General features: G+C 52.9%; 18 protein-coding genes. 14 read left to right on the top strand and 4 right to left on the bottom strand.

Annotation, left to right across the window (positions count from 1 at the left end; all coding sequences use genetic code 11):
• Positions 1–39: 39 nt before the first annotated feature.
• The 4 genes from phoR to malZ all read left to right on the top strand — a co-directional run bounded on the left by phoR (position 40) and on the right by malZ (position 6,471).
• Entirely contained in the window at positions 40–1,335 is a 1,296-nt protein-coding gene (phoR, locus tag OGV71_RS10535) for a phosphate regulon sensor histidine kinase PhoR (RefSeq protein WP_003021498.1), read from the top strand.
• A gap of 405 nt (positions 1,336–1,740) precedes the next feature.
• Complete coding sequence (gene brnQ, locus OGV71_RS10530; protein ID WP_003021501.1) at positions 1,741–3,060, top strand: branched-chain amino acid transporter carrier protein BrnQ; 1,320 nt, start codon at positions 1,741–1,743, stop codon at positions 3,058–3,060.
• Between the two features lie 81 nt (positions 3,061–3,141).
• A complete protein-coding gene (proY, locus tag OGV71_RS10525; RefSeq protein ID WP_204583985.1) occupies positions 3,142–4,515 on the top strand; it encodes a proline-specific permease ProY in 1,374 nt (457 codons plus the stop codon).
• A 138-nt stretch (positions 4,516–4,653) separates the two neighbouring features.
• The gene (malZ, locus tag OGV71_RS10520; protein WP_032941218.1) at positions 4,654–6,471 is read left to right on the top strand and encodes a maltodextrin glucosidase; all 1,818 of its coding nucleotides are present in this window, start codon (positions 4,654–4,656) and stop codon (positions 6,469–6,471) included.
• Here malZ and OGV71_RS10515 read toward each other — a convergent pair.
• Positions 6,465–7,367, bottom strand: coding sequence for a LysR family transcriptional regulator (locus OGV71_RS10515; RefSeq protein ID WP_003835993.1), 903 nt, complete (start codon positions 7,365–7,367; stop codon positions 6,465–6,467). The genes malZ and OGV71_RS10515 overlap by 7 nt on opposite strands.
• Positions 7,368–7,640: 273 nt before the next feature.
• Between OGV71_RS10515 and OGV71_RS10510 the strand changes: the two genes are divergently transcribed.
• From OGV71_RS10510 to OGV71_RS10500, 3 genes are all read left to right on the top strand, one after another.
• Complete coding sequence (locus OGV71_RS10510; RefSeq protein ID WP_003021513.1) at positions 7,641–8,282, top strand: hydrolase; 642 nt, start codon at positions 7,641–7,643, stop codon at positions 8,280–8,282.
• A gap of 173 nt (positions 8,283–8,455) precedes the next feature.
• Positions 8,456–9,001 carry an antibiotic biosynthesis monooxygenase gene (locus OGV71_RS10505; protein ID WP_204583983.1) on the top strand — a complete coding sequence of 182 codons (546 nt, stop codon included), beginning with the start codon at positions 8,456–8,458 and terminating at the stop codon, positions 8,999–9,001.
• Positions 9,002–9,022: 21 nt separating this feature from the next.
• Positions 9,023–10,891, top strand: a complete 1,869-nt coding sequence (locus OGV71_RS10500; protein ID WP_003021520.1) for an amidohydrolase — start codon at positions 9,023–9,025, stop codon at positions 10,889–10,891.
• A gap of 121 nt (positions 10,892–11,012) precedes the next feature.
• Here OGV71_RS10500 and OGV71_RS10495 read toward each other — a convergent pair whose 3' ends face one another.
• Together OGV71_RS10495 and acpH are read right to left on the bottom strand one after the other, a co-directional pair.
• Entirely contained in the window at positions 11,013–11,615 is a 603-nt protein-coding gene (locus OGV71_RS10495; protein ID WP_003021524.1) for a peroxiredoxin, read from the bottom strand.
• Between the two features lie 168 nt (positions 11,616–11,783).
• Complete coding sequence (gene acpH / locus OGV71_RS10490) at positions 11,784–12,365, bottom strand: ACP phosphodiesterase (RefSeq protein WP_016149694.1); 582 nt, start codon at positions 12,363–12,365, stop codon at positions 11,784–11,786.
• A 90-nt stretch (positions 12,366–12,455) separates the two neighbouring features.
• On the opposite strand from acpH, the gene queA reads away from it, so the two are divergent.
• From queA to OGV71_RS10455, 7 genes are all read left to right on the top strand, one after another.
• Positions 12,456–13,526, top strand: a complete 1,071-nt coding sequence (gene queA, locus OGV71_RS10485; protein WP_003021529.1) for a tRNA preQ1(34) S-adenosylmethionine ribosyltransferase-isomerase QueA — start codon at positions 12,456–12,458, stop codon at positions 13,524–13,526.
• Between the two features lie 55 nt (positions 13,527–13,581).
• Positions 13,582–14,709 (top strand): tRNA guanosine(34) transglycosylase Tgt, encoded by a 1,128-nt coding sequence (gene tgt / locus OGV71_RS10480; RefSeq protein WP_003021535.1) that lies wholly within the window; start codon positions 13,582–13,584, stop codon positions 14,707–14,709.
• Between the two features lie 22 nt (positions 14,710–14,731).
• A complete protein-coding gene (gene yajC / locus OGV71_RS10475; RefSeq protein ID WP_003021544.1) occupies positions 14,732–15,064 on the top strand; it encodes a preprotein translocase subunit YajC in 333 nt (110 codons plus the stop codon).
• A gap of 27 nt (positions 15,065–15,091) precedes the next feature.
• Positions 15,092–16,939 carry a protein translocase subunit SecD gene (gene secD / locus OGV71_RS10470; RefSeq protein WP_003021547.1) on the top strand — a complete coding sequence of 616 codons (1,848 nt, stop codon included), beginning with the start codon at positions 15,092–15,094 and terminating at the stop codon, positions 16,937–16,939.
• Positions 16,940–16,949: 10 nt separating this feature from the next.
• Positions 16,950–17,921, top strand: a complete 972-nt coding sequence (gene secF, locus OGV71_RS10465) for a protein translocase subunit SecF (protein WP_003021550.1) — start codon at positions 16,950–16,952, stop codon at positions 17,919–17,921.
• A 169-nt stretch (positions 17,922–18,090) separates the two neighbouring features.
• A complete protein-coding gene (locus tag OGV71_RS10460; protein WP_054528147.1) occupies positions 18,091–18,456 on the top strand; it encodes a VOC family protein in 366 nt (121 codons plus the stop codon).
• Positions 18,457–18,479: 23 nt separating this feature from the next.
• The gene (locus OGV71_RS10455; RefSeq protein ID WP_003021558.1) at positions 18,480–19,172 is read left to right on the top strand and encodes a helix-turn-helix transcriptional regulator; all 693 of its coding nucleotides are present in this window, start codon (positions 18,480–18,482) and stop codon (positions 19,170–19,172) included.
• A gap of 45 nt (positions 19,173–19,217) precedes the next feature.
• On the opposite strand, the gene OGV71_RS10450 is transcribed toward OGV71_RS10455, so the two are convergent.
• Positions 19,218–20,081, bottom strand: coding sequence for a nucleoside-specific channel-forming protein Tsx (locus OGV71_RS10450; protein WP_003021561.1), 864 nt, complete (start codon positions 20,079–20,081; stop codon positions 19,218–19,220).
• Positions 20,082–20,200: the final 119 nt, after the last annotated feature.

Genomic DNA, 20,200 nt, shown 5'->3' with positions numbered 1-20,200 from the left:
CAGGGCCTGATGGATTAGGCCGTTTATGGAGTAAGACGTTTGCTAGAACGATTGTCATGGAAAAGGTTGGTACTGGAGCTGATCCTGTGCTGCATACCGGCATTTATCCTTAGCGCTTTTTTCGGTTACCTGCCCTGGTTTTTACTGGCGTCGGTAACGGGCCTGCTTATCTGGCATTTCTGGAATCTATTACGTTTGTCCTGGTGGCTATGGGTCGACAGAAGCATGACGCCGCCGCCGGGGCGAGGCAGTTGGGAACCGTTGTTATATGGGCTGCATCAAATGCAGCTGCGCAACAAAAAGCGCCGTCGAGAACTGGGTAACCTGATCAAACGTTTTCGCAGCGGGGCGGAATCACTACCCGACGCGGTGGTGTTGACCACCGAAGAAGGCGGTATCTTCTGGTGTAACGGATTGGCTCAGCAGGTTCTGGGACTGCGCTGGCCGGATGATAGCGGGCAAAATATTCTTAACCTGCTGCGATACCCGGAATTCACACAATATCTGAAAACGCGCGACTTTAGCCGGCCTATCAATCTGGTGCTCAATACCGGACGGCATCTGGAAATTCGCGTGATGCCCTACACGGATAAGCAACTGCTGATGGTGGCGCGCGACGTTACCCAGATGCACCAACTGGAAGGTTCACGGCGAAACTTTTTCGCCAACGCCAGCCATGAGCTGCGCACACCGCTGACGGTGCTGCAAGGTTATCTGGAAATGATGCAGGAGCATCCGCTGGAAGGGACAACGCGCGAAAAAGCGCTGCATACCATGCGCGAACAAACGTACCGTATGGAAGGCCTGGTGAAGCAGCTGCTGACGCTGTCAAAAATTGAAGCTGCTCCGACGTTGCAACTGAATGAGAAAGTCGATGTGCCCATGATGCTGCGCGTGATCGAGCACGAAGCGCAAACCCTGAGCCAGCATAAACATACGTTTACCTTTGATGTCGATAACAGCCTGAACGTGCGGGGCAACGAGGAACAGTTGCGTAGCGCTATCTCGAATCTCGTGTACAACGCGGTGAACCACACACCAGCGGGAACGCACATTACCGTACGCTGGCAGCATGTGGTCTCGGGGGCGGAATTTTGTGTGGAAGACAACGGTCCAGGCATTGCCGCCGAGCATATTCCACGTTTGACCGAGCGTTTTTATCGGGTAGATAAGGCGCGATCGCGGCAAACGGGCGGTAGCGGGTTGGGCCTTGCCATCGTGAAACATGCGCTGCATCATCACGACAGCCGTTTGAATATCGAAAGCGAACCAGGCAAAGGGACGCGATTTAGTTTCGTGATCCCGGAACGTTTGATTGCCAAAAGTAACGGTTAAAGCACATTCGTAAGATTATCTTTCCAAAAGCCAGCACAAGCTGGCTTTTTCTATGCGGTCAATATATGACTCCTGAATTTTACGACGTTTGATTGTTTTTTGTTCGAACTATTACCCATACCTTTTTCCATGAAATGGTGTTTTGTGCTAACCCCATTTTTCATATCGTTATATTGTTCTGGTTTTTGGATCCCACCTTGCTTTAAAACGTTATAAGCGTTTAAATTGCGCTCCAGGTGCTGTCATACCGACTGCATTTACGCGGTAAATCGAAAAACTATTCTTCGCCGCGCCAGGTCGGGAGTGTTTCCCGCTGGAATTGAGCAAAAATGCCGCTGTATTGTCCCCCAGGGAAAGGCAAAAATTTACTATTTTCAACACCACATCCACAGGCAGTAAGACTTTATGACCCATCAGTTAAAATCGCGCGATATTATCGCTTTGGGATTTATGACATTTGCACTGTTCGTTGGTGCAGGAAACATCATCTTCCCCCCAATGGTTGGTTTGCAGGCAGGTGAACACGTCTGGACTGCGGCTTTTGGCTTTTTGATTACCGCCGTTGGCCTGCCGGTACTTACCGTTGTCGCGCTGGCGAAAGTCGGTGGTGGTGTGGACCGACTGAGCACACCTATCGGTAAAGTTGCTGGTCTGCTACTGGCGACTGTTTGCTATCTGGCCGTTGGGCCGTTATTTGCTACCCCGCGTACCGCGACGGTCTCTTTCGAAGTCGGGATTGCACCGCTGACCGGTGACTCTGCGCTGCCGCTGTTTATCTATAGCGTTATCTATTTCGCGATTGTGATTCTGGTTTCGCTGTATCCGGGCAAACTGCTGGATACGGTGGGTAATTTCCTGGCGCCGCTGAAAATCCTGGCGCTGGTTGTTCTGTCTGTCGCCGCAATCGTCTGGCCAGCAGGCCCGATCAGTAATGCGATGGAAGCCTACCAAACTGCGGCATTTTCTAATGGCTTCGTGAACGGGTATCTGACCATGGATACGCTGGGCGCGATGGTGTTTGGTATTGTTATCGTTAACGCCGCTCGCTCGCGTGGTGTTACTGAAGCGCGTCTGCTGACCCGTTACACCGTTTGGGCGGGTTTAATGGCGGGTGTGGGCTTAACGCTGCTGTATCTCGCGCTGTTCCGTCTGGGTTCAGATAGCGCGATTCTGGTCGATCAGTCTGCTAACGGCGCGGCGATTCTGCATGCGTATGTTCAGCACACCTTTGGCGGTGCAGGAAGCTTCCTGCTGGCGGCGCTGATTTTCATCGCCTGTCTGGTCACCGCGGTTGGCTTGACCTGTGCGTGCGCAGAGTTCTTTGCCCAGTACGTTCCACTGTCTTATCGTACGCTGGTATTTATCCTCGGCGGCTTCTCGATGGTGGTTTCTAACCTGGGTCTGAGCCATCTGATTCAGATCTCTATTCCGGTGCTGACGGCTATCTATCCGCCATGTATCGCACTGGTTGTATTAAGCTTTACCCGCTCATGGTGGCATAATTCTTCCCGCGTCATTGCACCTGCGATGTTTATCAGCCTGATTTTTGGTATCCTTGATGGCATTAAAGCTTCTGCAATTGGCGACGTGTTACCGGCCTGGACCCAGCGTTTACCGCTGGCGGAGCAGGGGCTGGCGTGGTTGATGCCAACAGTCGTGATGGTGGTCCTGGCAGTTATCTGGGATCGCGCCGCGGGTCGACAAGTGACCTCCAGCGCACACTAATATCACTGACAATAAGTTTTAACCACGGGGCTATTAACATGGCCCCGTGGTTTTTTTATTGTGTTAACAGGTTAGGAATCGATGGAAAGTAATAACAAGCTAAAGCGTGGGCTGAGCACCCGGCACATCCGCTTTATGGCATTAGGTTCAGCAATTGGTACCGGGCTGTTCTATGGCTCGGCCGATGCCATCAAAATGGCGGGGCCAAGCGTGTTGCTGGCCTATATTATCGGCGGCGTAGCGGCGTATATTATTATGCGCGCGCTGGGCGAAATGTCTGTTCATAACCCAGCAGCCAGCTCCTTCTCGCGCTATGCGCAGGAAAACCTCGGACCACTGGCAGGCTATATCACCGGCTGGACCTATTGTTTTGAAATCCTGATTGTCGCCATTGCCGATGTGACTGCCTTTGGTATTTACATGGGCGTCTGGTTCCCGGCCGTACCGCACTGGATTTGGGTACTCAGCGTAGTGCTGATTATCTGCGCCATCAACCTGATGAGCGTGAAGGTGTTTGGCGAGCTGGAGTTCTGGTTCTCGTTCTTCAAAGTCGCCACCATTATCATCATGATTGTCGCTGGTTTCGGTATCATCATTTGGGGGATTGGCAACGGCGGGCAACCGACCGGTATCCATAACTTATGGAGCAACGGTGGCTTCTTCAGCAACGGCTGGCTCGGCATGGTGATGTCGCTGCAAATGGTGATGTTCGCTTACGGCGGGATTGAGATTATCGGGATTACCGCAGGCGAAGCCAAAGACCCGGAAAAATCTATTCCGCGCGCTATCAATTCCGTACCAATGCGTATCCTGGTGTTTTATGTGGGGACGTTGTTCGTCATTATGTCTATCTACCCGTGGAACCAGGTGGGTACCGACGGTAGCCCGTTCGTTATGACGTTCCAGCATATGGGCATTACCTTTGCTGCCGGGATCCTCAACTTTGTGGTTCTGACTGCGTCGCTGTCGGCAATTAACTCTGACGTCTTCGGTGTGGGACGTATGCTACACGGCATGGCGGAACAGGGCAGTGCCCCAAAAATGTTTGCCAAGACGTCGCGTCGTGGCGTGCCGTGGGTTACGGTGATGGTGATGACCTTCGCGCTGCTGTTTGCGGTTTATCTTAACTACATCATGCCGGAAAACGTCTTCCTGGTGATCGCCTCTTTGGCAACGTTCGCCACGGTTTGGGTGTGGATTATGATCCTGCTGTCGCAGATTGCTTTCCGTCGTCGTCTGCCGCCAGAAGAGGTCAAAGCGCTGAAATTTAAAGTACCGGGTGGGGTAACGACGACCATTGTTGGCCTGATTTTCCTGGTCTTTATCATCGCGCTTATCGGCTATCATCCGGATACCCGCATTTCGCTGTACGTCGGCTTTGCGTGGATTGTCCTGCTGCTGGTCGGCTGGGGATTCAAGCGCCGTCGCGAGCGCCAACTGGCTGAAGCACAGTAATATTTTTGCCGGGTAGCTTTGCGTTACCCGGCAATTTTCTCCTCCCCCGAACTCCTCCCCCAATAAACGTTAAGATGATGAGTGATCCTGCACTTCGCTATGGCAAGGTGACGTCATTATCATCAAAGGGGATACGTGATGTTGAACGCCTGGCACCTTCCGGTTGCCCCATTTGTTAAGCAAAACAAAGATCAACTGACGATTACATTATGGCTGGCGGGGGAAAATCCACCCCAGCGGGTGACGCTACGCGCAGAAAACGATAACGAAGAGATTTCGCTAGCTATGCACAAGCAGCGCAGCCAGCCGCAGCCGGGTGTGACCGCGTGGCGAGCGGCGATCGATCTCTCCAGCGGGCAGCCTCGTCGACGCTATAGCTTTAAATTACTTTGGCTCGATCGTCAGTTGTGGTTCACCCCACAGGGATTCAGCCGTTTTCCGCCTGCGCGTCTGGAGCAGTTTGCCGTCGATGTGCCGGATAACGGTCCGCAGTGGGTCGCTGACCAGGTCTTTTACCAAATTTTCCCGGACCGTTTTGCCCGCAGCCAGTCGCGTGAAGCGGGCCAGGATAACGTCTATTACCATCACGCGGCCGGGCACGACATCGTGCGGCGCGAATGGGACGAACCGCTTACGGCTCAGGCCGGTGGCTCCACGTTCTATGGCGGTGATTTGGACGGCATCAGCGAAAAGCTACCGTACCTGAAAACGTTAGGGGTCACGGCGCTGTACCTGAATCCTGTGTTTACCGCGCCGAGCGTGCATAAATACGATACCGAAGATTACCGTCATGTTGATCCGCAATTTGGCGGCGACACGGCGCTGCTGCGCCTGCGGCACAACACCCAACAGCAGGGCATGCGCTTGATTCTGGACGGTGTTTTTAACCATAGCGGCGATTCGCACGCCTGGTTTGACCGGCATAGTAGGGGAACGGATGGGGCGTGCCATAACCCAGAATCCCCCTGGCGCGACTGGTATCATTTCTCAGCCGACGGCGTTGCGCTCGACTGGCTGGGGTATTCCAGCCTGCCCAAGCTGGACTTCTCTTCGGAAAGCCTGGTAAATGAAATTTATCGCGGCGAAGACAGTATCGTCCGTCACTGGCTGAAAGCGCCGTGGAGTATGGACGGCTGGCGTCTTGATGTGGTGCACATGCTGGGAGAGGCAGGAGGCGCGCGTAACAACCTACAACACGTGGCCGGCATTACGCAGGCGGCTAAAGAAACCCAGCCAGAGGCGTATGTGGTGGGTGAACATTTTGGCGATGCGCGCCAGTGGTTGCAGGCCGACGCGGAAGATGCCGCCATGAACTATCGCGGCTTTACTTTCCCTCTCTGGGGATTCCTCGCTAATACCGATATTTCATACGACCCACAATCCATTGACGCCCAGACCTGTATGGCGTGGATGGATAACTACCGCGCGGGGTTGTCGCATCAGCAGCAATTGCGCATGTTTAACCAGCTCGACAGCCACGATACCGCTCGCTTTAAGTCTCTGCTCGGTAAAGACGTCGCACGTTTACCGCTGGCGGTGGTGTGGCTATTTACCTGGCCTGGCGTGCCCTGTATTTACTACGGCGACGAAGTGGGGCTGGATGGCAACAATGATCCGTTTTGCCGCAAACCTTTCCCATGGCAGCCTGAAAAACAGGACGCTAACCTGCTGGCGTTGTACCAGCGGCTGGCAAAATTACGCCACCAGAGCCAGGCGCTACGCCACGGTGGTTGTCAGGTGATTTACGCCGAGGATAACGTGGTGGTGTTTGTACGGGTGCTAAACCGCCAGCGCGTGTTAGTGGCGATTAACCGTGGCCAGGCTTGTGAAGTGGTCCTGCCAGCCTCGCCATTACTGAGCGTGAGTCATTGGCAGCACAAAGAGGGCAAAGGTGTGCTTGCCGACGATATCCTGACGTTGCCGGCGATTTCCGCCTCTGTATGGTCAGGTCATTGATATAAGTGCGCAATCGCCGGGCTTGCCAGCAGCGCGTCTCGCCACCAGCGCTGCGCCAGCCCATCACGGTTATTGCGCCATGCCATATAGGCCACGTCTTTTTGGCGAAATGAGATAACCGTTTTTTCCACCAGCTCGCCCGTAGCAAGCCACGGGCTGGCAATATGACGGGGGAGAAATCCGCAGCCCATGCCGGCTCGCAGTAGCATCACTTTACTGTGGAAGTCATCGACACGGATCTGCGCCTGCTCCTCCATCAGATTGGTTTGTAACGGATGGCAGAAGCGGGCGCTGTCGCTGATAACAATCGCCCGATGCAGGCACAACTGCTCGTTGGTCAGGCCATCAGGTGCTGCGGCCAGCGGATGCTCTGGTGCCACGACAAATACATTGTCCAATGTACCGAGCATTTTGTAGGACCAGGCCGCTGACGTTGGTGGTTCATTAATCGCCCCCAGAATAATATCTGCTCCATTATGAGTCAGCTCCTCCCAGGAACCCGCCAGCGTATGATGGGTAAAACTGAGGCGGGTTTGCTTATTCAGCGCGTGAAATTCATCGATAATGGGTAACAGCGAGGCGAAAGGAAAGGAGTCGTCCAGCGCAATCGCCAGCTCTTTTTCCCAGCCTGAACTCAGCTGTACCGCCTGTTTTTCGAGATCTTTTGCCGCACTTAGCAATAAACGTCCCTTTTCCAGCATCATCTGTCCGGTGTCGGTAAATTTAGCCCGGTGTCCGGAACGGTCAAGCAACTCGATATTCAGGTCGCTTTCCAGCTTTTGAATCATATAGCTGAGTGCCGCAGGCGTTTTAAACAGCGATTCGGCCGCCGCGGCAAATGAACCCTGTTTGTCGAGTGCGTCGAGAATAAGCAAAACATCCAGATTAATGCGCATAAGCAGAAAAGATCCTGAAAATTAAACCCTTCTGTTGTACCGAATGAAGAAAAACAATGCCAGTGAATAAATTAGATGAATCATGCGCATTTTTTTGATGTTGTTTAGGATATATCTCAACACAGAATTAATAGTTTCACAGTATGGTAAGTTTTCTTTAATAACTCGTTAGAAATTTCCCGCTATACTCAACAAGCTTTCTGATTCAGGATCCTGCTGCTGACGGCAGATACAGACCGTTGCCTTTTAACTTATTGATTAAGAAGGTGTGATATGTCTATTCGGGAACTGATTGACCCTCAAAACTCTACGCTTATTTTTATTGATCATCAGCCGCAAATGTCATTTGGTGTAGCGAATATCGATCGCCAGACTTTAAAAAATAATACCGTGGCATTAGCGAAAGCCGGGAAAATATTCAATGTTCCGGTGATTTATACTTCTGTTGAAACGAAAAGTTTTAGCGGATATATCTGGCCAGAATTGTTAGCGGTTCATCCTGATGTAAAACCCATTGAACGCACCTCGATGAACTCCTGGGAAGATGCGGCGTTTGTGAAGGCCGTGGAAGCGACTGGGCGTAAAAAACTGATTATCTCCGCGCTGTGGACCGAAGTCTGCCTGACTTTCCCGGCACTGATGGCGCTGGAAGCGGGTTATGAAGTATATGTGGTGACCGACACTTCCGGTGGCACGTCCGTGGATGCCCATGAGCGCTCTATCGACCGCATGGTACAGGCTGGTGCCGTACCCGTAACCTGGCAACAGGTTCTTCTTGAGTACCAGCGCGACTGGTCTCGCAAAGAAACCTACGACGCCGTCATGGATCTGGTACGCGAGCACAGCGGCGCCTACGGTATGGGCGTGGATTATGCCTATACCATGGTGCATGGCGCGCCAGAACGTAAAGCCTAAATACACGTCATCCTTCATGTTGCATCTTTGTTGGCTTCGCTTGCGTACCCCGGTCACTCACTTATGAAAGCTCCCGGGGATCCACAACCTTGCCGCCTCGATACACCATGAATGATTTTGTGTATTGCTTTCCTGGCCTAAGCGGCCTGTTTCCTCTCAACAAGGAACTCTTCATGGCGCAGAACAAACATGTGACGTTGGTGATTACCCACACCCTGCTGCCTGAGCAGGCGCAGCGGTATGAGCAATGGCTGGGGAAAATTATGCCGGTGGCGGCCGAGTTTCCCGGTCATCTCGGGGCGAACGTGATTCGCCCTGCGGATGGCGACAACTTGTGGAATATCATTATTCGCTTCGACACGCTTGAGCATCTGTATAACTGGACCCAGTCTGATACACGCCGCGTGTTGGTGGAAGAGATCGTCCCACTGCTGGCGGAAGGTGATAAAACCGAAATTCGTACCGAAGCGGCATTCTGGTTTACGCCGCCAGCGCCACATGTACGCCAGCCCAAACGCTGGAAACAGTTTCTGATAACCCTGCTGGTGATATTTCCTAGCACCAATCTGGTGCCGTGGTTGACCGGCATTGTGCTGCCTGCAATGAAGGGCTCGTTACTCCTGCATCTCATCAATGATGCCTGTGTGGTTGCGCTGGTGGTCTGGTTCTGGATGCCCATCGTAACCCGTCTGTTTGCCAGATGGCTGAAAAAAGCCTGACCGGTATCTCAGGAGATTGTTATGTCTCAAACTGCCACACTGATTCTGACTCACGGAAAAATTCATACTCTCGATAGGCAACGCCCGCAGGTCGAGGCGGTGGCGATTGCCAACGGAAAGATCCTGGCGACCGGTAGCCACGAGCGGGTAATGAGCTTTGCTGCCGAAGGGACGCAGGTTGTCGATCTGCAAGGACATACGGTGATCCCGGGTCTGAACGATTCTCACTTGCACCTTATTCGTGGTGGACTGAATTACAACCTGGAATTACGTTGGGAAGGCGTGCCGTCGCTGGCGGACGCCCTACGTATGCTCAAAGACCAGGCGGACAGAACGCCGTCGCCGCAATGGGTACGCGTGGTGGGCGGCTGGAGCGAATTCCAGTTTGCCGAACGTCGCATGCCAACCCTGGAAGAACTGAATGAAGCTGCTCCGGATACCCCGGTTTTTGTTCTGCATCTCTACGACCGGGCTTTGCTGAACCGCGCTGCGCTGAAAGCCGTTGGCTACACCAAAGCGACGCCGGATCCGGCGGGCGGTGAGATTGTGCGTGATAGCAACGGCAACCCGACCGGGATGTTGATCGCTAAACCAAACGCCATGATCCTTTATTCGACGCTGGCAAAAGGACCAAAACTGCCGCTGGAAATGCAGGTTAACTCGACCCGCCAGTTTATGCGTGAACTGAACCGTCTGGGACTGACCAGTGCCATCGATGCGGGCGGCGGCTTCCAGAACTATCCGGAAGATTACGAGATCATTGAGCAGTTACACGCCAACAAGCAGATGACGGTGCGTATTGCCTACAACCTGTTTACCCAGCGTCCAAAACAGGAACTGGAAGACTTTGAACGTTGGACCGATATGCTCAAACCGGGGCAGGGGACCGACTTCTATCGCGCCAATGGGGCCGGGGAAATGCTGGTTTTTTCGGCAGCGGATTTTGAAGATTTTCTCCAGCCGCGCCCGGACTTGCCGGAGGGTATGGAAGATGAGCTGGAGCGCGTGGTGCGACACCTGGTGGAGCACCGCTGGCCGTTCCGCCTGCACGCCACCTACGATGAATCTATCAGCCGCATGTTGGACGTGTTTGAGAAGGTGAATCGTGATATCCCGTTCAATGGCCTGCACTGGTTCTTCGATCATGCCGAAACCATTACTGAACGGAATATCGAGCGCGTTAAAGCGCTGGGCGGCGGGATTGCTGTTCAGCACCGAATGGCGTTCCAGGGCGAATATTTTGTCGATCGTTATGGCAAAGATGCGGTCAAACACACGCCGCCGGTGGCGAAAATGCTGGCGGCTGAAGTTCCGGTCGGGCTGGGGACTGACGCCACCCGTGTGGCCAGCTACAACCCGTGGACCGCGCTCTATTGGCTGGTTTCGGGCCGCACCGTTGGCGGTATGGCGATGTACGATGATAACAACCGCTTGCCGCGTGACGTGGCGCTGGAACTGTGGACCGCTGGCAGCGCCTGGTTCTCCAGCGAGCAGGGTAAGAAAGGGCGAATCGAGAAAGATCAACTGGCCGACCTGGTGGTGCTGTCTAAAGATTACTTCAACGTGGCGGAAGAAGAGATCAAAGGCATTGAGTCAGTGATGACCATTGTCGATGGCAAAGTCGTGTATGCGGCAGGGCATTTCACCCCGCTGGCACCACCAGCCATCCCGGTTGTGCCGGACTGGTCGCCGGTGGTGAAGGTGCCGGGGCACTATCGCTCAGCGCCGCCTGCTGCGGCAAAAATTGGCGCAATGGTGCAGATGCATCAGTGCTGTGGTAGCTGTGGCGTACACGGTCATCAGCATGATATTGCGCGTCAATCAGGCATTCCGGTGTCAGATGACCGGGCTTTCTGGGGCGCGCTTGGCTGTTCCTGCTTCGCGTTTTAATTGTGGTTTGGATAAGTGTATTGTCGCGGGTGATACTTACAGAGAGTGACGCAATTGCCGACCTGACCTACGAACAATAAAAAAGGCCCGCACTAGCGGGCCTTTTGTCGATTCATGCCAATTACAGGCTGGAAACGTTCTCGGTCAGGTATTTTGCTACGCCGTCCGGAGACGCGTTCATACCTTCTTTACCTTTTTCCCACTGTGCCGGGCATACGTCGCCGTGCTCTTCGTGGAACTGCAGCGCGTCAACCATGCGCAGCATTTCGTCGATGTTGCGGCCCAGCGGCAGATCGTTAACCACCTGGTGGCGAACAACGCCGTTAGCGTCGATCAGGAAAGAACCGCGCAGAGCAACGCCAGCTTCCGGGTGCTCGATGCCGTAGGCTTTCTGGATTTCGCGTTTGATGTCAGCAACCATTGCGTATTTCACTGCACCGATGCCGCCTTTGTCGACAGGGGTGTTACGCCATGCGTTGTGGACAAATTCAGAGTCGAAGGAAACGCCAACAACTTCAACGCCGCGCTTCTGGAATTCTTCGTAACGTTTGTCGAATGCGATCAGTTCAGACGGGCAAACGAAGGTGAAGTCCATCGGCCAGAAGAACAGAACGGTAGTTTTACCGTTGGTATGCTGTTTGAAGTTGAAGTTTTCAACGATCTCACCGCTACCCAGTACCGCAGCTGCTGTGAAATCCGGAGCCTGACGAGTTACCAGTACCATATAATTCTCCTGCAATGTTAAGGGGTTTTTGGAACGCAACGCGGGCCAGTATAGAGAGTGTTCGTGAATAAGACAAAGAGGCGCTGGCAATCAATGAGACAGGTTTTGTCTATCAATCTTTTGCCGGATGACGGCTACGGCTTATCCGGCGGGGAATGCGGGTTGCAATCAAAGGGTTTTACGCCGCGCCTGGTCCATCATTTGCGGATAAAACTGCCAGAATCGTTCTTCTAACGCATCGTAATGCGTATTGAGGTCATACCATGAGTCGCGTAGGGCATCGAGCCGTGGACGGCGGCTGGCCATGCCGTTCAGGACGTTCTGGATAAAATCCATGTCCCGGTAGCGCTCAAGCCATTTCTCTGACCATATATAGTTATTCAGATTGATAAAGCGTGGCGGCGATTCCGGCAAAATAGTGGTTACCTGGGTACGGGCATAGCGCACAAAGTCCGTCAGCGGGAAGTCAGGGGAGATCTCCGACCAGTGGCGCGACAGAAAATGATCCCACATGACATCCAGCGTAATCGGCGCGACGCGGCGCGTTTCGCTACGAAACCATTCTTTGGCTTCACGCACCTGCGGCAGGTTATCTGTCATCACGTCGATACGACGATGCATGAAGATGCCTTCTACCACATCAGGCGAGTAGTGCGTTTCCGGATTACCCCGGACAAAATCGGCCAGCAGATTGCCGGAAAGCGAACTGTCGGCAAGGTGAGCGAGATGCAAATGTGCAAGAAAATTCATAGTTAAATGTTTATCCAGAGGGGTAAAGGTTGCAGGGAGAACGCCCCGGCACTAGACTACCCGCCTCTTATTTTAGTCTGAGTCAGTGTCATGCGCGTTACCGATTTCACCTTTGAACTACCCGAATCCCTGATTGCCCACTATCCGCAAGCTGAGCGCAGTAGCTGTCGCTTGCTGTCTTTGGACGGGCCGACGGGCGCGCTGACGCACGGTACTTTCACCGATTTGCTCGATAAGCTCAACCCTGGCGATTTGCTGGTCTTTAACAACACCCGCGTCATTCCTGCGCGTCTGTTTGGTCGTAAAGCCAGCGGCGGTAAAATTGAAGTGCTGGTCGAGCGTATGCTGGATGACAAACGTATTCTGGCGCATATTCGTGCCTCGAAAGCGCCGAAACCGGGCGCCGAGCTGCTGCTGGGCGATGACGAAAGCATTAAAGCAACGATGGTGGCGCGCCATGACGCGCTGTTTGAAGTTGAGTTTAACGACGAACGCAGCGTGCTGGATATCCTCAACGCGATTGGCCATATGCCGTTGCCGCCGTATATCGACCGTCCGGATGAAGACGCCGACCGCGAGCTGTACCAGACCGTGTACAGCGAAAAACCGGGTGCCGTCGCTGCGCCGACCGCGGGTCTGCATTTTGACGATCCGCTGCTGGCTAAACTGCGCGATAAAGGCATTGAAATGGCGTTCGTCACCCTGCACGTTGGAGCGGGTACTTTCCAGCCGGTGCGCGTAGACACTATTGAAGACCACATTATGCACTCCGAATATGCGGAAGTGCCGCAGGATGTGGTGGATGCGGTGCTGGCGGCGAAAGCGCGCGGTAACCGCGTGATTGCGGTGGGCACCACCTCCGTACGTTCACTGGAAAGTGCGGCGCAGGCGGCCAAAAACGATCTAATCGAGCCGTTCTTCGGCGATACACAAATCTTTATTTATCCAGGCTATAAATATCAGGTGATTGATGCTCTGGTCACCAACTTCCACCTGCCGGAATCGACATTGATTATGCTGGTTTCCGCATTTGCTGGTTATAAAAACACCATGCATGCCTATCATGAAGCGGTAAAAGCGGAATATCGCTTTTTTAGTTACGGGGATGCGATGTTTATCACGTACAATCCGCAGGCTATTTCTGAGCGTGTCGGGGAATAAGTTTCCGGCATGAGTGTTTAAAACGTCGGACTGTTTTTCTGACGCAGGAGTGAAGATGAAATTTGAACTGGATACCACAGACGGTCGCGCTCGCCGCGGCCGCCTGGTTTTTGATCGTGGCGTAGTAGAAACGCCTGCTTTTATGCCGGTCGGTACTTACGGCACAGTAAAAGGCATGACGCCGGAAGAAGTTGAAGCGACCGGCGCACAGATCATCCTCGGCAACACTTTCCACCTGTGGCTGCGCCCGGGGCAGGAAATCATGAAACTGCACGGCGATCTGCACGATTTTATGCAGTGGAAAGGGCCGATCCTCACCGATTCCGGCGGCTTCCAGGTGTTCAGCCTGGGCGATATCCGGAAGATAACCGAACAAGGCGTGCATTTCCGTAACCCGATCAACGGCGATCCGATTTTCCTCGATCCCGAGAAGTCGATGGAGATTCAATACGATCTCGGTTCCGATATCGTGATGATCTTCGACGAATGTACACCGTATCCGGCCGACTGGGACTATGCTAAACGCTCGATGGAGATGTCTCTGCGTTGGGCGAAGCGCAGCCGTGACCGTTTTGATAGCCTCGGCAACAAAAATGCGCTTTTTGGCATCATTCAGGGCAGTGTTTACGAAGATTTACGTGATATCTCCGTCAAAGGTCTGGTAGATATCGGCTTTGATGGCTACGCTGTCGGCGGTTTGGCTGTCGGTGAGCCGAAGGAAGATATGCACCGCATTCTGGAACATGTTTGCCCGCAGATTCCGGCAGATAAACCGCGTTACCTGATGGGCGTCGGTAAACCAGAAGATCTGGTTGAAGGCGTGCGTCGCGGTATCGATATGTTTGACTGTGTGATGCCAACGCGAAATGCCCGTAATGGTCATTTGTTTGTGACTGACGGCGTGGTAAAAATTCGTAACGCGAAACATAAAAGCGACACCAGTCCGCTCGATGCTGAGTGTGATTGCTACACCTGTCGCAATTATTCGCGCGCTTACTTGCATCATCTCGACCGTTGCAACGAAATATTGGGCGCGCGTCTCAACACGATTCATAACCTTCGCTACTACCAGCGTTTGATGGCGGGTTTACGCAAGGCTATTGAAGAGGGTAAATTAGAGAGCTTCGTGACCGATTTTTACCAACGTCAGGGTAGACCAGTTCCACCTGTGAACGTTGATTAATTTTAATAATGAGGGAATTTGAATGAGCTTTTTTATTTCTGATGCGGTAGCGGCAACAGGTGCTCCGGCGCAGGGCAGCCCGATGTCTCTGATTCTGATGCTGGTGGTGTTTGGTCTGATTTTCTACTTCATGATCCTGCGCCCGCAGCAAAAGCGTACCAAAGAACACAAAAATCTGATGAACTCCATTGCGAAAGGCGATGAAGTGCTGACTAACGGTGGTCTGGTGGGTCGCGTGACCAAAGTAGCAGAATCTGGCTACATCGCTATCGCGCTGAACGACACCACTGAAGTGGTTATTAAACGTGATTTCGTAGCTGCCGTTCTGCCGAAAGGCACCATGAAGGCGCTGTAATTTATTGTTTTCCCAAAGGGAACTGCCGTGTTAAACCGTTATCCTTTGTGGAAGTATGTCATGCTGATCGTCGTGATTGTCGTCGGTCTGCTCTATGCGCTTCCCAACCTGTATGGTGAGGATCCGGCTGTTCAAATCACTGGCGTGCGCGGTGCCGCCGCCAGTGAGCAAACGCTGATCCAGGTCCAGAAAACGTTACAAGAAGATAAAATCACACCTAAGTCTGTGGCTCTGGAAGAGGGTGCTATTCTCGCGCGCTTCGACTCCACTGATACCCAACTGCGCGCACGTGAAGTATTAATGGGCGTACTGGGCGATCAGTACGTCGTGGCGCTTAACCTTGCTCCGGCAACCCCGCGCTGGCTGGCTGCCATTCATGCAGAACCGATGAAACTCGGCCTTGACCTGCGTGGCGGTGTTCACTTCCTGATGGAAGTGGATATGGATACCGCGCTGAGTAAGTTGCAGGAACAAAATATTGATAGCCTGCGCAGCGATCTGCGTGAAAAAGGCATTCCTTATACTACCGTTCGCAAAGAAGATAACTACGGTCTGAGCATCACTTTCCGTGATAGCAGCGCCCGTGATGAAGCTATCTCTTACTTGAGCAAACGTCACCAGGATCTGGTTATTTCCAGCCAGGGCAGCAATGCACTGCGTGCTGTAATGACCGATGCGCGCCTGAGCGAAGCCCGTGAGTACGCGGTACAGCAGAACATCAACATTCTGCGTAATCGTGTTAACCAACTGGGTGTTGCTGAGCCGGTGGTACAACGTCAAGGTGCTGACCGCATCGTGGTCGAACTGCCGGGTATTCAGGATACCGCGCGTGCGAAAGAAATTCTGGGCGCAACCGCGACGCTGGAGTTCCGTCTGGTAAACACCAACGTTGACCAGTCCGCTGCAGCATCGGGTCGTGTTCCGGGTGATTCGGAAGTGAAACAGTCTCGTGAAGGTCAGCCTGTTGTGCTGTACAAGCGCGTGATCCTGACCGGTGACCATATCACCGATTCCACTTCCAGCCAGGACGAATATAATCAGCCGCAGGTTAACATCTCGCTGGATAGCGCGGGTGGTAACATCATGTCCAACTTCACCAAAGACAACATCGGTAAGCCGATGGCGACCCTGTTCGTGGAGTACAAAGACAGCGGTAAGAAAGATGCTAACGGTCGTGCAGTACTGGTGAAACAGGAAGAGGTGATTAACATTGCCAATATCCAGTCTCGCCTGGGTAACAGCTTCCGTATCACCGGTATCAACAACCCGAACGAAGCGCGTCAGCTTTCTCTGCTGTTACGTGCCGGTGCGTTGATTGCGCCGATTCAGATTGTGGAAGAACGTACCATCGGCCCAACCCTGGGTATGCAGAACATTAAACAGGGTCTGGAAGCGTGTCTGGCCGGTCTGGTGGTGTCTATCCTGTTCATGATCTTCTTCTATAAGAAGTTCGGTCTGATTGCGACCAGTGCGCTGATTGCTAACCTGGTATTGATTGTCGGTATTATGTCGTTGCTGCCGGGCGCTACGCTAAGTATGCCGGGGATTGCGGGGATTGTCTTAACCCTTGCCGTCGCGGTCGATGCGAACGTACTGATCAACGAACGTATCAAAGAAGAGTTGAGTAACGGGCGTTCGGTGCAGCAGGCCATCAACGAAGGTTATGCGGGCGCATTTAGCTCCATCTTTGATGCGAACATTACGACGCTGATCAAGGTCATCATCCTGTACGCAGTTGGCACCGGGGCAATTAAAGGGTTCGCGATTACTACCGGTATTGGTGTGGCGACGTCGATGTTTACCGCGATTGTCGGTACACGTGCCATCGTAAACCTGTTGTATGGCGGCAAGCGCGTCAAAAAGCTGTCAATCTGAGGAGTGCGAAGTGGCACAGGAATATACTGTTGAACAATTAAACCACGGCCGTAAAGTCTGGGACTTTATGCGCTGGGACTACTGGGCTTTCGGCATTTCAGGTTTCCTGCTGATTGCGGCCATCGTGGTGATGGGCGTACGCGGGTTTAACTGGGGGCTCGATTTTACCGGTGGTACGGTTATTGAAATCACGCTGGAAAAACCGGCCGATATGGACGTGATGCGCGATGCGCTGGAGAAAGCGGGCTTCGTTGATCCGCTTCTGCAGAACTTCGGCAGCAGCCACGACATTATGGTACGTATGCCGCCAACTGAAGGTGCAGACGGCGGTCAGGTGCTGGGCAGCAAAGTGTTGAGTGTGATTAACGAATCCACCAACCAAAACGCCGCGGTGAAGCGAATTGAATTCGTGGGTCCGAGCGTGGGGGCTGATCTGGCGCAAACCGGTGCGATGGCGCTGATGGCGGCGCTGATCTCCATCCTGGTGTACGTCGGTTTCCGCTTTGAGTGGCGACTGGCGGCGGGGGTGGTTATCGCTCTGGCGCACGACGTGATTATCACACTTGGGATCCTGTCGTTGTTCCATATCGAGATTGACCTGACTATCGTCGCATCACTGATGTCGGTAATCGGTTACTCGCTGAACGATAGTATCGTTGTATCTGACCGTATTCGTGAAAACTTCCGCAAAATTCGTCGCGGTACGCCTTACGAAATCTTTAACGTGTCACTGACTCAAACGCTGCACCGTACGTTGATTACGTCCGGTACAACGTTGATGGTTATTCTGATGCTGTTCCTGTTCGGTGGTCCGGTACTGGAAGGCTTCTCGCTGACGATGCTGATCGGTGTTTCCATCGGTACCGCATCTTCTATCTACGTGGCATCGGCGCTGGCGCTGAAGCTGGGTATGAAGCGTGAGCACATGCTGCAGCAGAAGGTCGAGAAAGAAGGGGCGGATCAACCGTCGATTCTTCCTTAACCATTAAGAGTGAAGATACTGGAATCCCGATCGTAAGGTCGGGATTTTTTTTTGCCTGTGAATTAGCGACAGGCAATTATCTTTTCCTGTCGCCATACTACTGACAGTATGCTGTCAGTAGCCCTGTCTTATAGTCCTTCTGAGATTACCCACACAGGCAGGAGGAAGTATGAGCAACGTAATTAATTGGTTTGAAATCCCTGTAGCACAAATGGATCGCGCCATCGCTTTTTATGAACCAGTGATGCAGGTTTCTTTGCGTCGGGAGAACATGGACTGCGCTGAGCTGGCCGTATTTCCGCATCAGGATCCCGCTCCCGGCGGGGCGCTGGCTAAATTTGAAGGTATTACTCCTTCAGCGCAGGGCGCTATTATTTATCTGCATACGGACGATTTGACTGCAACGCTTGAACGCGTCGCCACTGCTGGCGGTCAGTGTGTGTTTGGCCCACTCGAACTGGGGCAGGACATTGGTACGATTGCGCTATTTACTGACAGCGAAGGCAATCGTGTTGGTTTACATCAACCCGCGTAATATTTTCAGCACTGAGGATTAAAATGAGCAGACGCGCCGACCGCTTGTTTCAGATTGTACAAATCCTGCGTGGCAGGCGAGTGACAACGGCGGCGCTGCTGGCAGAACGTCTTGAAGTTTCTGAACGGACGATTTATCGCGATATCCGCGATCTCTCTTTATCCGGCGTGCCCATTGAAGGCGAAGTGGGCAGTGGATACCGCTTAATGGCGGGGTTTGATCTGCCGCCGTTGATGTTAACCCAGCACGAATCAGAAGCGTTGATGGTAGCGATTCGGTTGCTGAAAACATGGGGCGGGGATTCACTCTCACAGGCGCTGGAATCAGCACAGGAAAAAGTGTTGGCGATATTGCCGCCAGAGAGTCGGCGCAGAGCCGAGCAAACGCGGATTTTCGCGCCAGATTTTGGTAATCAGCCGCATTCACGCAGTGCGTTCGATCTCATACATCGCGCGGTTTCAGCTCAGCAGGTGTTGGCGCTGCATTATCGCGATGAGTCCGGGAACCTCTCGTGGCGCGACGTTCAGCCGCTGGGATTATTTTTCTGGGGCGAGCACTGGCTGCTGGTTGGCTGGTGCGAGAAGCGTGATGATTATCGCTGTTTTCGCGTTGATCGATGTCTGAAGATCACGCCACTCGACAGGCACTTTCGCGAATCTGCGGATCGTTCGCTAAGTGACTTTTTACGTAAAGTACGCTGTGAAGACCAGCCATAAAAAAGCCAGCGGTTAAGCTGGCTTGTTTGCGATAAATTGTCTGGATTAGAAGTTGTAACCTACGACCAGGTAACCACCCCAACCGGTAGATTTCGCGCTGAAGTCGCCTTCGCCCCAGTTCAGAGTATCCCCACCTTTCCACTGACCGCCGTTATGGAAGTAACGCGCTACGACAGAGTAGTGCCAGTGATCGTAGTTCAGCGCCAGGACGTGGCTGGAAGCGATAGAGTTGCTGGTGCGGTTCGGGTCATCACCCAAATCTGAGCCCCAGTCGAAGTTGGTGAAGCCGATGTAGGTCAGTTGGCCGCCCCAAACCTGGGTGATCGGCACAAAGTATTTCACTTTGAAACGATAGCCATCCCACTCGTTTTCGTTGGATGCGCCATAGTTCTGCCACTGGTATTTAGCATAGACGTTCAGGGACAGACCCATCGGCAGACCGGTATCGATATCGGTACCCAAACCCATATACCAGGTGCTCTGGCGGCTGGCTTTGTTATCACCCATGTCGTAGATGTAGTTGTTGGCGAAATACCATTCTTTGAACGGACCAAAGCTCAGGTCAGCACCGGTCAGTTTATCGATGGAGAAACGCGGTTCGATTTCCATAAACAACGGGGAACCGTCAGACCAGATACCTTTATCGTTGCCGTTACCCCAGTCGAAGGTTTTCGGAATATCGATGTAGCCATAGAAATCAAACCAGTCTTTTTTGGCAAATGCTTCGTATTCCAGATACACGTCGTTGTTCAGTTTCGGAGAGAAACGGGTGTGATAGCTACCCACCACGTTAACGCTCTGGTGCCACCAGTCGGACAGATATTGCGGTTTGTCATTTTCTGCTGCGTTGGCAGTAAAAGACGAGGAGAGCGCCAGCACTGCACCGGCTGCAAGTAATGTTTTTTTCATATGTATGCCACTGTTTGAAATCCCTTTCGGGAGTGAAAAATGCGCAATTTGCGTTTCTAAATATTTCGTAATTCTTCGGAGCCTATTATAAAAATCATTGTTCACAAAAATATGTCTTG

Source organism: Citrobacter sp. Cf088, assembly GCF_030334295.1.
GTDB classification, from domain to species: domain Bacteria; phylum Pseudomonadota; class Gammaproteobacteria; order Enterobacterales; family Enterobacteriaceae; genus Citrobacter; species Citrobacter freundii.
Note: the sequence above shows the minus strand (reverse complement) of the source record. Positions and strands in the feature narration are given on the sequence as shown.